12 protein-coding genes are annotated in these 14,571 nt (G+C 43.9%); 1 reads left to right on the top strand and 11 read right to left on the bottom strand.

From position 1 onward, the window contains the following. Positions 1–21: 21 nt before the first annotated feature. Positions 22–1,368 carry a Mur ligase family protein gene (locus tag EKM67_RS02140; protein ID WP_125576826.1) on the top strand — a complete coding sequence of 449 codons (1,347 nt, stop codon included), beginning with the start codon at positions 22–24 and terminating at the stop codon, positions 1,366–1,368. 73 nt (positions 1,369–1,441) lie between these two features. Here EKM67_RS02140 and EKM67_RS02135 read toward each other — a convergent pair whose 3' ends face one another. The 11 genes from EKM67_RS02135 to mgtA form a co-directional block, all read right to left on the bottom strand. After that, the gene (locus EKM67_RS02135; protein WP_125576824.1) at positions 1,442–1,852 is read right to left on the bottom strand and encodes a hypothetical protein; all 411 of its coding nucleotides are present in this window, start codon (positions 1,850–1,852) and stop codon (positions 1,442–1,444) included. A gap of 9 nt (positions 1,853–1,861) precedes the next feature. Then, positions 1,862–2,065 carry a hypothetical protein gene (locus EKM67_RS02130; protein WP_125576822.1) on the bottom strand — a complete coding sequence of 68 codons (204 nt, stop codon included), beginning with the start codon at positions 2,063–2,065 and terminating at the stop codon, positions 1,862–1,864. A gap of 65 nt (positions 2,066–2,130) precedes the next feature. After that, positions 2,131–2,322, bottom strand: a complete 192-nt coding sequence (locus EKM67_RS02125; protein WP_125576820.1) for a hypothetical protein — start codon at positions 2,320–2,322, stop codon at positions 2,131–2,133. 104 nt (positions 2,323–2,426) lie between these two features. Beyond that, positions 2,427–3,353: a hypothetical protein gene (locus tag EKM67_RS02120; RefSeq protein ID WP_125576818.1), complete on the bottom strand. Its 927-nt coding sequence runs from the start codon at positions 3,351–3,353 to the stop codon at positions 2,427–2,429. Between the two features lie 22 nt (positions 3,354–3,375). Then, the gene (locus EKM67_RS02115) at positions 3,376–3,627 is read right to left on the bottom strand and encodes a hypothetical protein (protein ID WP_125576816.1); all 252 of its coding nucleotides are present in this window, start codon (positions 3,625–3,627) and stop codon (positions 3,376–3,378) included. Positions 3,628–5,039: 1,412 nt separating this feature from the next. Beyond that, complete coding sequence (locus EKM67_RS02110; RefSeq protein ID WP_225417279.1) at positions 5,040–6,062, bottom strand: serine hydrolase domain-containing protein; 1,023 nt, start codon at positions 6,060–6,062, stop codon at positions 5,040–5,042. A gap of 126 nt (positions 6,063–6,188) precedes the next feature. Beyond that, positions 6,189–6,929, bottom strand: coding sequence for a hypothetical protein (locus tag EKM67_RS02105; RefSeq protein ID WP_125576811.1), 741 nt, complete (start codon positions 6,927–6,929; stop codon positions 6,189–6,191). A gap of 19 nt (positions 6,930–6,948) precedes the next feature. After that, on the bottom strand, positions 6,949–8,838 hold the full coding sequence (locus EKM67_RS02100) for an ABC transporter ATP-binding protein (protein ID WP_125576810.1): 1,890 nt from the start codon (positions 8,836–8,838) through the stop codon (positions 6,949–6,951). Beyond that, positions 8,831–10,567: an ABC transporter ATP-binding protein gene (locus EKM67_RS02095; protein ID WP_125576808.1), complete on the bottom strand. Its 1,737-nt coding sequence runs from the start codon at positions 10,565–10,567 to the stop codon at positions 8,831–8,833. The genes EKM67_RS02100 and EKM67_RS02095 overlap by 8 nt, the downstream gene beginning before the upstream one ends. Next, positions 10,560–11,234 (bottom strand): TetR/AcrR family transcriptional regulator, encoded by a 675-nt coding sequence (locus tag EKM67_RS02090; protein WP_125576806.1) that lies wholly within the window; start codon positions 11,232–11,234, stop codon positions 10,560–10,562. The genes EKM67_RS02095 and EKM67_RS02090 overlap by 8 nt, the downstream gene beginning before the upstream one ends. A gap of 686 nt (positions 11,235–11,920) precedes the next feature. Beyond that, on the bottom strand, positions 11,921–14,557 hold the full coding sequence (gene mgtA, locus EKM67_RS02085) for a magnesium-translocating P-type ATPase (protein WP_125576804.1): 2,637 nt from the start codon (positions 14,555–14,557) through the stop codon (positions 11,921–11,923). Between the last annotated feature and the right edge of the window lie 14 nt (positions 14,558–14,571).

The raw sequence follows: 14,571 nt of genomic DNA, 5'->3' as shown, positions 1-14,571 counted from the left end.
AAAATGATCGAGGTTAATACCATGTCAATAAAGGCGGCCTTTGCAAGTTTTCTTGGGAAAAGTAGCTACTGGTTCCTGCACAACTTCCGCAGTGGTGGCAGTTCTTTCCCCGGCAAACTCGCCACACGCATTGATCCAGAAATTCTGCAACACCTTGCCAAAAATTACGACGTGATCATTGTTACCGGCACCAACGGTAAAACGATGACCACCTCCTTACTCACAAAAATTATACAACAAGAATATCCAGATGTGCTTACCAATCCCAGCGGCTCAAATATGTTGCAGGGAATTGTGACCTCATTTCTGGCAGCTGGTCGCAAACATCAAAAGGGCTTGGCAGTTCTAGAAGTCGATGAAGCTAATGTTGAATCCGTTTGTCGCCAGCTGACTCCCAAGGCTTTCCTATTAACGAACATCTTCCGTGATCAAATGGATCGCTACGGCGAAATATATACCACCTACAGTAAAATCCTCGCGGGAATCAAACTCGCGCCAGAAGCGACGATCATTGCCAATGGCGACGCGCCGATTTTCAATTCGAAAGACTTGCCGAATCCACAGATCTATTATGGTTTCGCTGCTGATACCAAGACTGACGCCGATTTACGTGCCAGCTTCAACTCTGATGGCGTCTTGTGCCCCGTCTGCAATCACATTCTGCACTATCACAGCATCACTTATGCGAATTTAGGCGATTACTTCTGCCCTAATTGTGGCTTCAAGCGGCCAGAATTAACCGACCAAGTCACCGCGATCCAAGAATTGCGGCCAACTTTTTCTAACTTTATTATCAACAAGCAATCCCTGACCGTTCACGTTGGCGGCGTTTATAATATTTACAACGCCCTGGCTGCCTATGCAACCGCGAACTTTCTTAAGATCGATCATGACCAAATTGCCGCGGCTTTTAACTTCGACGAGCAAGTTTTCGGTCGTCAAGAAGTCATCAAGCTCAATGGCAAGCACGCCACAATTATCCTAGTCAAGAATCCAGTCGGTCTCAATCAAGTCTTCGATCTAATCAAAACCGACCCACATCCCTACTCACTTGCCTTCCTGCTTAATGCCCACGCGGCCGATGGCAAAGATACCAGTTGGATCTGGGATGGTGAATTCGAAAATTTACCGTATCAAGAGATTCCTGAAATCGTCCTTGGTGGCGAAAGGATGAAAGATATCCAGCTCCGATTCAAAGTTGCCGGCGCCACAGCCGAGCAAGTGACCCTATCTGATTCGCTCGAAGACTTTATCGAAAAAGCCGGTAACGTCCCAGACGAACACCTTTATATCCTGACCACATACACCGCAATGTTAGCTTTGCGGAAACAATTGGCAGCACAGGGCATTATTGCCGCAGGATTCTAGCACACCAAAAATACGCAACCAAAATCAAATCCGATTTTGGTTGCGTATTTTTTAATGGAAACTTCATATCAACTCAATCGGAAATCTCATCCGCTGCTAATTGACTTTTCCGACGATGCCCTAACAAATATCTTGCGAATAGAAATAACCCAATAAGACTGCCTAACAGCGCCCCAATATCGTGACCGAAATCAGTTGCTGTCCAAACATAATTAGCGTTGGAAATTATTTCAAGAACTTGCATATGAAGAAAGCTACCCAGCAGTATGATCACGATCAAAAATCTTGACCACTTCGGAAAACTATAAGCCTGTTTGGGTTGCTTCCTGCCCAACCAAGAAAAAATAAAGGCAAACAAGATCCCAAACCCAACAATTGATCCGCCATAACTATAGCCTAACATCTGCCCATAGTCGTACCAAAGCAAAATCTCTGTGCTCACCATTGCGGCATGTAGCAGATGATCCATCAGCAACAAATTCAACAATGCACCCTAATAAAAAGTGAAGATTCCGATACCAGCAATAAGCAAAAAGATAGCGATAATAAACCCAAACGCATATGCAGAAATTATAAATGGAGACGTCCCTGCGTTTCCACTTGTGTGTAGACGCTTGAATGAACGCACAACCGAGTATGCTTCATACCCCGCAGCTAGAATTAAAGCGAAGCCAAAGACAATTGCCCAAATACCCATGATCTCACCTCCCACACTTCCGGCGAGTATAAACGCCAAATTTTGATTCTTAGTTAGTCATCTTGCTAATAGAATAGCAAAAAGATGCCCCCAGCCATTAAAGCAACCGCAAAAACAATTGCGCCCCAGATACCAAAACCGACTAATGGTGGCGTATCCTTATTTCCGTGGTCGCGGATCAATTTAAAGTAACGCCAAGCTTGCCAAGCCTCAAATAGTGCCGCTAAAATTGCGATAGCACCAAATAATTTTGTCATTATAATCTCTCCTTTTACTTCAATCATCATGATTCTAAAGTGCTTAATCTAACGGAAACGCTCGTTTTAGAGAGGAATCGCTTCAACCCGATCGATTGCCAGGCCTAGGCAGGAATGAAGAAGGCGCGATTACTGATCACCGAAATCGCTGCCATTTCACCGAACACCCTTTTCATCTGCGACTCGATTTCTTGCCCATTGGTAAAAGGTTCAACGTAAAAATAATACGTCGCATTTCGTTGTGCCAATAATCGATACGCTCCTTGGTTTGCTTGCATCACGTCAACGACCTTTTTCATAATTGCTTGATCTGTCAGCGCAGAAGGATCAACGAGCTTGATGGTTAAAATATAATGTAAACTCGACGAGAAATTCTGATGCAACTTTGGAATTGTCGAGACTGCCAACGAATTTTTATAACCTGCATGAATCAAGATGCCACCCAAAATCAATAATAAGCCGCTAATTATAAATAATAGTGAATAAAACCAACCTGCGTTTAGAATATTGCTCTGCAACAAGATGATCAACACAAAGAACAGTAGAATGCCTGCCAAACCGATTAATTCCTGCCGCAAAGAATACTTTCGCATGACTTGATGGAATTGACCAAGGAGCTCTGGATCGTTTCTAACGGCCATTTGCGTCGGTTGTGTGGTAGGGACGTATAAAAGTGCCCCGTACAAATCCGGCGCAACTTGGAAATAAGTGACCTGTGTGACCAAATCGCCAACAGCCACGTCTTGCTGGTGGACCAATAATAAATAAACTTGATAGGCTTCGGAAGTTCGCTTAAACGTCAGCCAGCTACCATGACGCGCCACGAGCAAATAGCGTTGTTGGCCCATCTTAGTGAGATAAGCTTCCTCGAGCTGAGGATCTGCATTTAAAGGATGATAACGGATCACACGATCAACTTCTTTCTTAACGACTAAGTTATATGCGTATAAGTTCTTTAGTCTGATATCCGCATTATGAATCATGTGCTGAGTAGAGTCACCAGGATTTGTGAACGGATAATCAATTTTCACGTGTGACCTCATTCAGTTATATTTACGCGGTCTTAGCAGCAGTCAGAAACTCGATCCTAGGTGATAAATCGAATGATAACACATTCCTTGCACAAGTGAATATTTCTTCGATAAACGTCGTATTTTGCAGGATTAACGTCTGATCTGCCTTCTCGGTCGGAACATGAACGACTTTATTACTCTCGAATTCTGCATGGATTAAAAAATCGCCATCCGGATTGTGGATGACGATTTTTGGCGTGGCGACGGATTTTAAAATTACTAACTGATTCATGAAGGTCTTGTTTACGTGATGTGGGATTTAGTTTGGTTCCGTCAGAACGCTCCAGAAAATAGTTGCGCCTCGCTGTGGGGATGACTTCAAGCCTTTTGAAGCCCACAAAAGGCTTGAAGATCACCCTTGTTCTAGCGGGACTTGGGTTTGGTGGATGACTGCATTATTGCGCAACTTATCCGAGAAAATTTAAGAAATCATCTGGTCCCGCAAGAACAATTTCACTGCGAGTCGCAACTTTTTCTTCCGCGTTCTGACTCATCTTGGCTGCTTTATAGTTGTGACTCTAGTTAACGTCTAGCCCTGTACGACTGATTTTAAGCGCAACATAATTTAGTAGAGGACGAAAGGCGGACTTGATTATCAATCCGACTTTTTAGTTCGACTATGCAAAGTAAAAGCAACAATGTCAATCAAGCTTGAGGAACCCTGCTATTCAAATCCTAGCCTAGCCAAAATACGTTTAGGCAGAAGTTGCGGAAGAAAATAGTGGGATTGCAGTGGTATTTCTGTTAACGAACGGTCTTTGTGAGTTTACAGAAAGGGAAAATATGAGATCCGGTGTTTTTCCGGAGCTCATATTTTAGGCGGAAGAATTTCCGGTCTTTGGAAATCCTGCAGCCGTCCCCACAGCAATTTCCCACTATTTTCTGGAGCAACTTCTGCCGGAGGTAGATTAAAGCTTTTAATTGCTTCAATTAAGCCGGAAAAAACTCCACACAGACATACGACCTTCCAAAAAATCTATTCAGAGTAAAGGCAACGATGTTAATCAAATTTGAGGAACCTTGTTATTCCAATCCTAGCCTAAACGAAATAAGTTTAGGCAGAAGTTGCGGAAGAAAATAGTGGGATTGCAGTGGTATTTCTGTTAACGAACGGTCTTTGTGAGTTTACAGAAAGGGAAAATATGAGATCCGGTGTTTTTCCGGAGCTCATATTTTAGGCGGAAGAATTTCCGGTCTTTGGAAATCCTGCAGCCGTCCCCACAGCAATTTCCCACTATTTTCTGGAGCAACTTCTGCCGGAGGTAGATTAAAGCTTTTAATTGCTTCAATTAAGCCGGAAAAAACTCCACACAGACATACGACCTTCCAAAAAATCTATTCAGAGTAAAGGCAACGATGTTAATCAAATTTGAGGAACCTTGTTATTCCAATCCTAGCCTAAACGAAATAAGTTTAGGCAGAAGTTGCGGAAGAAAATAGTGGGATTGCAGTGGTATTTCTGTTAACGAACGGTCTTTGTGAGTTTACAGAAAGGGAAAATATGAGATCCGGTGTTTTTCCGGAGCTCACATTTTAGGCGGAAGAATTTTCCGTACTTTGGAAAATCCTGCAGCTGTCCCCACAGCAACCTCCCACTATTTTCTGGAGCAACTTCTGCCGAAGGTAGAATCGCATTTTAAAACCCTACTTCCCACCAACCAAAGAAATTGGCAATTCGCGCATAAATTGCTGCACGATTTCATGCCGCTTTTCAAGAAAAAGGTCATTTTTCTCGACGGGATGCACGCGATTGGTCAAGACGACCAACCCCTGCTGCAACTGCTCGTCCAACAACATAAACGTCCCCGTGTAGCCACTGTGGAAAATCAAGGAATGCTGATCTTGCGGGGCAAACTTTAACGCCCACGACAATGACCGCTGTAACTGATGACGAGTGCGATCCGCAAAGAGCTCATGGATAAATTCTGGCGAAATCACGGCCGGCAAATCCGGTCGCTGGCCTAAATACCACTGACTAAATTGCACTAAGTCAGCCAAAGTTGCAAACAAACCAGCCGAACCACAATGTTCCCCTAGCGTGTGCGCTTTCGGATCGTGAACTGTTCCTTGCAATAAGGTGCCGTCGCGACGATTCGTCGGCACACAATTCGCAGGAGCAGGCGTAAACGTTGCGCCGCGAAGTTGCAACGGACGCAGCACCTGTTGCGAAATAACTTGTTGAACAGGCAGCTGATAGATTTGTTCAATGATCCAGCCTAAGTATAAGAATCCCACGTCGGTATAAATCATTTCGTGCTCGAAAGTTTCTGTCACCGGAAATTTTAGCAAAGCTGCTTTCAATGCCGCTGCAGATAAATCATCACGATGCGGAATATATCCGGCGATCCCAGAAGTGTGCGTCAGCAAATGCCACACTTGCACCCGCGGATCCGTGAATTCGGGCAAGTATTTCTGCACCGGATCAGCCAGTGACAGCTTGCCTTGTTCCACCAATTGGAAAATCACCGTCGCTGTGCCGATCACTTTCGTTAGACTGGCTAAATCATATTGTAATCCCGGAATTAATTTCTGCCGTTCAGGCATCACCTCACGCCAACCAAACACATCAGTCAACACTTCCGACTGATTTAGAATCGCGTAACTGACGCCAGGAACAATTTTATCTGAAACTAAATTGGCTAATAACTGCTGCGTCTGCGCATACATGAACTCACCTCTCATATCAGCTTAGCATTTTTCAATTGGAAAAGACAACCAGTGTTGTTTTTAACGTTCAATACAATTTATTCGACAAAAAAACTGCGATGTGAATCGCAGTTTTTGTTGGTGGTTCTATTTTTTAACCAAGTACATATACAATGCCTGATCTGAGAAGCTGGTTTCAAACGTGACACCCTTGCTGTTGATATTATCAACGGTTGTCTGTCCGTTTTCGGCATCCTTAGCTAACTTTTGATAATCTTTAAGCACTTTTTGACCATCGGCACCTACCGCAGTCGCCAGGACAGTGAGTCTCATGGCAAAGTCTTTCATCTTTGTCTTCGACTTCATCGATTTCACTGGGAAAATATAGGCGATGCTGACGACATTCTGATTTTGAACATTTGCACGAATGCGTACGCCATCAGCAGAATAAAGATCGACTAGCCCATCTTTTTGAGTCATAGGTAAGGCTGGTGCAGTCAGTTTCATTTGTTGATTGACCATATTATAAGTCATCGCAAATTTTGGATAAGCTACCAAAGTCTTACTTGGATTGACGGTCACCTTTTTGGTGGTCGTCTTGCCAGACTTGGTTGCTTTTAAAGTCACTTGCGTTTTTTTGGTTTGACTTGGGACTTGAATGACGAAAGAACCATCATTATTAGTCGCCTTTTTGCTAGCAGCCGAGCCAATTTGGTAAGTGACCTTGGCATTCTTGCTCACGGTCCCTTTGACCGCAGCAACCAAGCCGCTAGCATTGTAAGTGCTCTTGCTAGGCTTCAAGCTTGGCGTGCCACTTTGACAGCCGGCTAAAGCGACGGCACTCCCGAGTACCACCGCGAGACTGGCAATTATTTTTTTAATTTTCATTGAAAAATTCCCTCCAGTCTTAAATAGCCACATTGCCAGAAAATTGTGAATTGTATAGATCAGCATAGAAGCCATTCTTAGCCATTAACTGATCGTGATTCCCAGTTTCCACAATTGAGCCGTGATCCATGACCAAAATATTATCTGCGTCGCGAATTGTCGAAAGTCTGTGGGCAACCACGAAACTTGTCCGGCCTTTCAACAAACGACCCATGGCATGCTGAATCTGCAATTCGGTCCGCGTATCAACAGATGACGTGGCTTCATCGAGGATCAGAATTTCTGGGTCGGCGACAAATGCACGTGCAATCGTTAATAATTGACGTTGACCTTGCGAAATATTCGATGCTTCTTCGTTTAGAATCGTGTCATAACCCTTAGGTAATTGACGAACGAATTCGTCCACATGAGCAGCCTTAGAGGCCTCGATAATTTCGTCATGGGTCGCATCTTCGCGTCCATATTTCAAGTTATCATAAATCGTCCCCGTGAATAGCCAAGTATCTTGCAAGACCATTGCGAAATGACGACGCAGATCTTCGCGATTCATATTTTGAGTGTCGGTACCCTTCAAACGAATCGAACCACCACTCACATCATAGAAACGCTCGAGTAAATTGATGATGGTTGTTTTGCCGGCACCAGTTGGGCCAACGATTGCGACCATTTCACCAGGTTTAACACTCAAGTTGTAATCCGTCATCAATAAATCTTTGCCTTGATAGCCGAATTGAACATGATCCATCGTTAAAATATCTTTCGTGTCCGGATCATCCGCAACATCTACGTGCGTATCGATCATGTTTGGTTCATCAAACACTTCAAAGATACGTTCTGCAGAAGCGACCGTTGCCTGAATCGTGTTAGCTAAGTTGGCCAACTGCGAAATAGGTTGAGAGAATTGCTGCGTATATTGCAGGAAGGCTTGCACATCACCTAACGTCATATTCCCGGTAGAAACTTTGATCCCACCAAGAACGGCGACGAAGACATAACCTAAGTTGTTGACGAAGGTCATTAATGGCATGATAATCCCAGAAATCAGCTGTGCTTTCCAAGCTGAGGCGTACAATTTCTCGTTCTCTGCCGCAAATTCATCCATGGCAGCTTGTTCATGGTTAAAACTCTTATTAACAATATGACCGGCATAATTTTCTTCGACTTGGTCATTCAACAATCCCAAGCTCTTCTGTTGTGAAGCGAAGAATTTCTGCGAACGCGGTGCGACCACACCGACGACGATCAAACTCAATGGAACTGTTGCCAATGCCAGTAAAGTTAACTGCCAACTAATGGTCAACATCATCCAGATAGTCCCAACCAGCATGACACTACTTGTGATCAGCTGGGTCAGACTTTGTTGCAAAGTTCCGGCAATGTTATCCATATCGTTGATCGCACGCGACATGATATCACCATTGGAATGCGTGTCGTAATAATTGATCGGTAAAACTTGCATTTTTTCTTTAAATTCTTTACGTAAACGATAAACGGTATCCTGTGAAACCCGCGTCATTACGAATTGCATGACGAAGCTCAACAATGCGGATGCCAAATACATAAAGATAACCGTGATGACGATTTCTTGGATCTTGTCGAAATCAACGGGATAACGTCTCATGGCGATCCCGGCTTTTTGCATGGCTTCACCACGCATGACACCCTTAAATAATTCCGTCGTTGCTTCACCTAAAATCTTAGGCGTTCTAACTTGCAGAATTTGCGAAGCAATGGCAAAAATCATGACCACGACTAAGGCAATCCAATACTTGCCCATGTAACCAAATAGACGTTTCGTCGTTCCCCAGAAGTTCTTAGGCTTCTCACCAGGCATAGACATGCCACCAGGTCCGTGACCGCCGCCCATTGGACGAGAACTATGACTAGATCGACTTGATTTCTCACTCATTCATTTCGCCCCCTTGCTTAATTTGTGATTCAACGATTTCGCGATAAGTTTCATTATTTGCTTTCAATTCTGGATGGGTCCCAATACCGACCATCTTACCTTCATCAAGAACGATGATCTGGTCTGCATCAGCAACGGTTGAAACACGCTGGCCGACAATGACGACAACCGCTTTTTGAACAGTTTCATCTTCAAGTAAAGCCTTGCGCAAATTCGCATCCGTCTTGAAGTCCAAGGCAGAAAATGAATCGTCGAATACGTAAACAGATGCTTTTTTAACCAAGGCACGCGCAATGGCTAGTCGTTGTTTTTGACCACCAGAGAAGTTGTCCCCGCCTTGTTCAACGAAAGTATCCAAGCCGTCATCGTCTTTAATGAAGTCTGTCGACTGGGCAATTTCCAGAGCATGCCATAATTGATCGTCTGTTGCATCTGGATTACCATAACGCAGATTATCACGCAAACTCCCCTTGAAGAGCAGTGCCTTCTGAGGAACCATGGCAATCTGTTCTTGCAACGTTTGCGCGTCGACATCTTTGACATTCAAGCCATTGATTCGAACCGACCCAGATTCCACATCGTAAAAACGCGGGATCAAATTGATCAGCGTCGATTTGCCAGAACCAGTCCCACCAATAATGGCTAAAGTCTGTCCCTGTTTAACGTGTGCATCCACACCAGTCAAAGCAGGATTTTCAGCACCTTGATAACGGAAAAGAACGTCGTCAAAGTCAAGACTCGATGGTGTTGTCTCAGAGAATTCTTTTGGCTGCTCTGCAGGTTTGATCGTTGATTGTAACTTCAAAACTTGCGCGATACGGTCTGCCGAAGCTTGTCCACGAGGAACCACAACGAACACCATTGATAACATCATAAAGCTCATTAAGATCTGCATTGCGTAGGTCATAAAGGCAATCATATTCCCAACGGCCATCGATTGATTGGCAATCAATTGACCACCATTCCAGATAATGGCAACGTTTGTCCCACTCATGATCAAAGTCATGACCGGCATCATGACGGCCATAATTGAGAATACCTTGCGTGCATTACGGGTGTAATCTAAATTGGCATCGTCGAAACGGTTCTGCTCGAATTTATCACGAACGAAAGCCCGAATGACCCGAACACCAGTCAAACCTTCACGGAAAACCAAGTTCAAACGGTCGGTTTTCGTCTGCATCGCTTTGAATAATGGCACTGCGAAGTACATGACGATCCCCACAAAAACGATCATGATCGGAATAACAACGACGAAAATACTCGTTAATTGCGCATCCTTCTGATAAGCCATGAAGCTGGCACCGACCAACATAATTGGCGCCATGATCATCATTCTTAATGCCATCATCGCCACGTTCTGAATCTGAACAACGTCATTAGTTGTCCGGGTAATTAATGAAGACGTGCCCACTTGATCGAATTCATCATTCGACATGTAAAGCACTTTATGATAAATATCTTTACGCAGATTTCTACCGAGTCCCTGCGAAGTCTTTGCAGCTAAGTAAACATTCCCAAAGGAGAAAATCACCGACAAGACGGAAACGGCCAGCATCTTCATCCCAGCGCTCCAAATATAATTGGTATCTCCTTTAGCAACCCCATAATTGACCAAATCAGATGTCAAATTGGGTAAATATAAACTCGTGAAAACTTGGCCGACCATAAACATCACGGCAAAAAATACGGCCCAGCCAGAAACGCGCTTTTTAGCAAGCTTAATCATTTGATTCCCTCCCTGTTGTCTCTTTTAAAACACCATACTCAAACCAATTGAGTAACTCAGAAAATTTATTTGCGGCATGGATGGTTGATGCTTGTTGTGCTTCTTCTGGTGATTGGAGAATATGATGGGCTAATGATTGCCCCATAAATCCGAATAACATGTGCAGCAACAATCCAAACTGATCATCCGAAATGCGCAACTTACTCAAATCGGTATTATCTCGAATATCTTGTTGCCACTGTAACCAATCCGGTTTGTGATGCCGGGCAGCAGGTGGCCCACCACTTTTTAATAAGTGCTGATACCCACGATAATCCATTTCCATAAAGATATTCTTGATCAAGCGCTGATCGATCCCATGGGTCAAATAATCGGTGATATCATCATAAGTCGCCTGTAACGCAGCAAACAAATCACCATCATGCTGTTGAAGATCAGATAGAAAACTAGTTTTAAATTTCTCGCGGAAGGTTTCTAGCAAATAAAAGTAGATATCATCCTTGTCTTTGAAATACTGGTAAAAACTACCACGCGGAATTTCCGCCAAGCGAATAATATCGGCGACCGTCACTTCAGAATAAGGCGCATCCGAAAAGGCAGCCCGCGCAGCAGAAATAATCTTGGCTTTTTTATCTGACGGTAAGCCTAAAAACGTCTTGCTAGGCATATGAAACCTCCTTTTTATATGTTGTGAGAGCTGACGGTTGGCTGCGTAGAATAAGTCTATCAATAACTAAATTCGGTCTTTGAATTCAGTTATTGATAACTTATTCATAGCAGACAGTCAGCTCGAACACGATTATGTTGTGAGTAGCCATGGGTTGAAATTGAGCATTAACTCTGAGAGAACATTAAATCTGGTTTTAGATTTAGTGTTCTCTCAAGTTAAGCGGAAATTTCAATGGCTACGAACACAGTTAAGTTGTGAGCCATCACGGGTTGAAATCAATGGCTAAGTCGACAATAACTCAAATCTTGGTCTTAAGATTTAAGTTATTGTCACTTAGCCAGTGATTTCAGTGATGGCGAACACATTTATGTTGTTCGATCTGGCGCATCAAACTCACCCGCCAAGCTTTCACAACCATAATAACTATTTAAAGCAAGTGAGACTTACATCCATGAAAACAATGAGTCTTTCATAAAACAGGGCTAACTCAACAACTAGAATGAGCCGTTAATTCAGGGTTTCCACAATAAATCTAACAAGCTACAAAAAAATGACACGATGTCATGTGACAAGGTGTCATTATAGACGCTTTTATTTAATTAATCAAGAATGCTGTTACTTTATTTTATAGTTATTTAGAAAATTGTCAATTTTTTGAAACGACAGTCCTGTTTTCACAGTGCTCAGAGTAGTTCCACAAATTTCTTTAGATAAATTTTCTTCGCAAAAGTTACGACAACTAAATACGCGACCACTGTCAATAATAACCATGGCCAATAGCTCATTGGCAAATTAGTCAGGCCAATATCATGTCCGATGGTTGTGAATGGTAACAATGAACCGAAGCTAATTTCAACAGCTGAGGCAATCAACAACGCCTTTGCTGCGGTGCTCTGAATAAACGGGATCTTCGGCGTCCGCAACGCATGCAAGACCAGCGTTTGTGTCCACAATGATTCCACAAACCAGCCCGCATGAAACAAAGCGATAAAAACAACTTGCTGTGTCGCGGACAAAGTATGATAACTACCCCCAACAATACCAGGGCAGATTACAAAATACAGTAACAAATAAGTCGTGATATCAAAAATCGAGCTGGTGGGTCCAAACCAAATCATAAACTTGCTGATGCTGTTGGCCGTCCATTTTTTCGGCTTCTCTAAATACTCTGGATCCATTCGATCCCACGGAATTGACATGCAGGCCAAATCGTAAATCAGATTGAGCAATAAGATCTGAACCGGCAACATTGGTAAAAATGGCAGGAAAATACTTGCACATAAAACCGACAACATATTACCAAAGTTAGAACTCGTCGTCGCCTTGATGTATTTCATGATATTACCGAAAGTCTCGCGCCCAACTAATAGTCCAGTAGCGAGCACATCCAAATCTTTATGAAGCAAAATTACATCGGCCGAATCTTTCGCCACGTCTACTGCAGTATCTACAGAAATCCCCACGTCAGCTGTTTTCATGGCTGGTGCATCGTTAATGCCATCACCCATGAAGCCGACGGTGTGACCATTCTCTTTGAGCAAGCTCATAATATGCTTTTTTTGTTGCGGATTCAGTTTGACGAAGACTTGATTGCGTTCGACTGCGGCTGACATCTGCGTCTCATCTAACGAATTCAGTTGTTCGCCGGTAATGAGTTCCGCGTGATCTAAACCGACTTGATTGCACATGGCCCGCGTTACTAGCTCGTTGTCGCCAGTGAGGACTTTGACATTCACCTCAAGTTTTTTCAACTTTTGTAAGGCAGCCTTCGCACTCTTTTTAGGTGGATCCAGAAACGCCAGATAGCCAACTAACGTCATGTCATTTTCCTCAGCCACAGAAAAATTGCGCGGTGCAGTTTGGTAAGTCTTCTGCGCAACACCGATCACACGCAAGCCCTGGGCGTTGAGTTGCGCAACACGCGCCAAAACTTGTTTTTTCTCGGAAGCCGCCAGTGGTTCGACTTCGCCATTTTGTTCAACGTAATGAGTGACTGCCAACATTTCTTCGATGGCACCCTTCGTGATCAATTGCGCGGAACCAGTTTGATCACGGACAACAACGCTCATGCGCCGCCGTTGAAAATCAAACGGAATTTCATCGAGCTTCTCATAGTTAAAACTTTCAGTAGCGAATCGTGCTTTGGTGGCGTTAATAACTGCCACATCCAGCAAATTTTTCAATCCGGTCTGATAGAAACTATTCAGATATGCGGTGCGCAAAACACGCTCGTCTGTCTGGCCAGCGCAATTCAGATACTGCGACAAAACAATCTTGTCTTCAGTCAACGTGCCGGTTTTGTCAGTACACAAAACATCGATCGCACCAAAATTTTGAATGGCATTCAAATGTTTGATCAGCGTACCTTTCTTCGCCATGCGATTGGCGCCGCGAACCAGATTCGTAGTCACGATCATCGGCAACATTTCCGGTGTCAGTCCCACCGCAACCGACAAGCCAAACGTGAGTGCCTGCATCCAATCGCCTTTGGTAAAGCCATTGATGATAATGACGGTTGGTGCCATCAAAGACATGAAGCGGATCAATAACAGCGACGTCTGTTGCACACCGGTTTCAAAATTCGTCGGCGTCGGTTTCGCACCTAAATCTTTGACTACATCCCCGAAAACAGTCCGGTCACCTGTGGCGATCACAATTGCTTCCGCGGTGCCACTGAACACATTGCTGCCCATGAAGACTAAATTCTGATAACTTGTTTCAGAGGCTGCCTCAGTCACGTGCGCGTCGGCATTTTTCTCAACCGGATAACTCTCACCCGTTAATGCCGCTTGCGAAACCGACAAGTCTTTACTCTCTAGTAATCTTAAATCGGCTGGAATCATGGCACCCGCTGACAACTGAACGAGATCGCCACAAACAATGTCATCTGGCGAAATATCACGGATTTGACCTGCACGTTTAACCGAAACGGTCGACGTGACCATCGACTCCATTCGATCTGCAGCTTGGTCAGACTGAACGGTTTGAATCAACGACATCGTCCCGCTGATCAGCACCAAGACAATGATGATCAAGACGCCGAACAGACTACGATCTTGTGGCGCCGCCTTGACGTAATCCGTGAAAAAAGAAATGACCGCAAGCAAAATCAACACCAACGTAAAAGGCGTTAAGTATGCTTTAATCGCCTCGACGATCAAAGGTGTTTTTTGATGATAAGTTAATTTGTTGTCGCCATTTTTGAGACGCGACGCTTCGACTTGTGCGGTTCCTAAACCGGTTCTTCTCGTTTGAAATTGGCGCCGAACTTGAACCGAAGTTGCCCGCGCAAATGAATCATAATCAATTTTTTTCTTCATTGTTATTCCTCTCT

Origin of the sequence: Lapidilactobacillus mulanensis, assembly GCF_003946215.1 — a bacterium.
In the GTDB taxonomy this organism is placed as follows: domain Bacteria; phylum Bacillota; class Bacilli; order Lactobacillales; family Lactobacillaceae; genus Lapidilactobacillus; species Lapidilactobacillus mulanensis.
The sequence above is the reverse complement of the archived record's forward strand: the minus strand, read 5'-3'. Positions and strand labels throughout refer to the sequence as shown.

Excerpts from the sequence above, each read along its gene's own strand:
- EKM67_RS02115 (WP_125576816.1), bottom strand. The coding sequence starts at position 3,627 with ATGAATCAGTTAGTAATTTTAAAATCCGTCGCCACGCCAAAAATCGTC.
- EKM67_RS02125 (WP_125576820.1), bottom strand. The coding sequence starts at position 2,322 with ATGACAAAATTATTTGGTGCTATCGCAATTTTAGCGGCACTATTTGAG.
- EKM67_RS02110 (WP_225417279.1), bottom strand. The coding sequence starts at position 6,062 with ATGTATGCGCAGACGCAGCAGTTATTAGCCAATTTAGTTTCAGATAAA.
- EKM67_RS02140 (WP_125576826.1), top strand. The coding sequence starts at position 22 with ATGTCAATAAAGGCGGCCTTTGCAAGTTTTCTTGGGAAAAGTAGCTAC.
- mgtA (WP_125576804.1), bottom strand. The coding sequence starts at position 14,557 with ATGAAGAAAAAAATTGATTATGATTCATTTGCGCGGGCAACTTCGGTT.
- EKM67_RS02095 (WP_125576808.1), bottom strand. The coding sequence starts at position 10,567 with ATGATTAAGCTTGCTAAAAAGCGCGTTTCTGGCTGGGCCGTATTTTTT.
- EKM67_RS02130 (WP_125576822.1), bottom strand. The coding sequence starts at position 2,065 with ATGGGTATTTGGGCAATTGTCTTTGGCTTCGCTTTAATTCTAGCTGCG.
- EKM67_RS02090 (WP_125576806.1), bottom strand. The coding sequence starts at position 11,234 with ATGCCTAGCAAGACGTTTTTAGGCTTACCGTCAGATAAAAAAGCCAAG.
- EKM67_RS02105 (WP_125576811.1), bottom strand. The coding sequence starts at position 6,929 with ATGAAAATTAAAAAAATAATTGCCAGTCTCGCGGTGGTACTCGGGAGT.
- EKM67_RS02100 (WP_125576810.1), bottom strand. The coding sequence starts at position 8,838 with ATGAGTGAGAAATCAAGTCGATCTAGTCATAGTTCTCGTCCAATGGGC.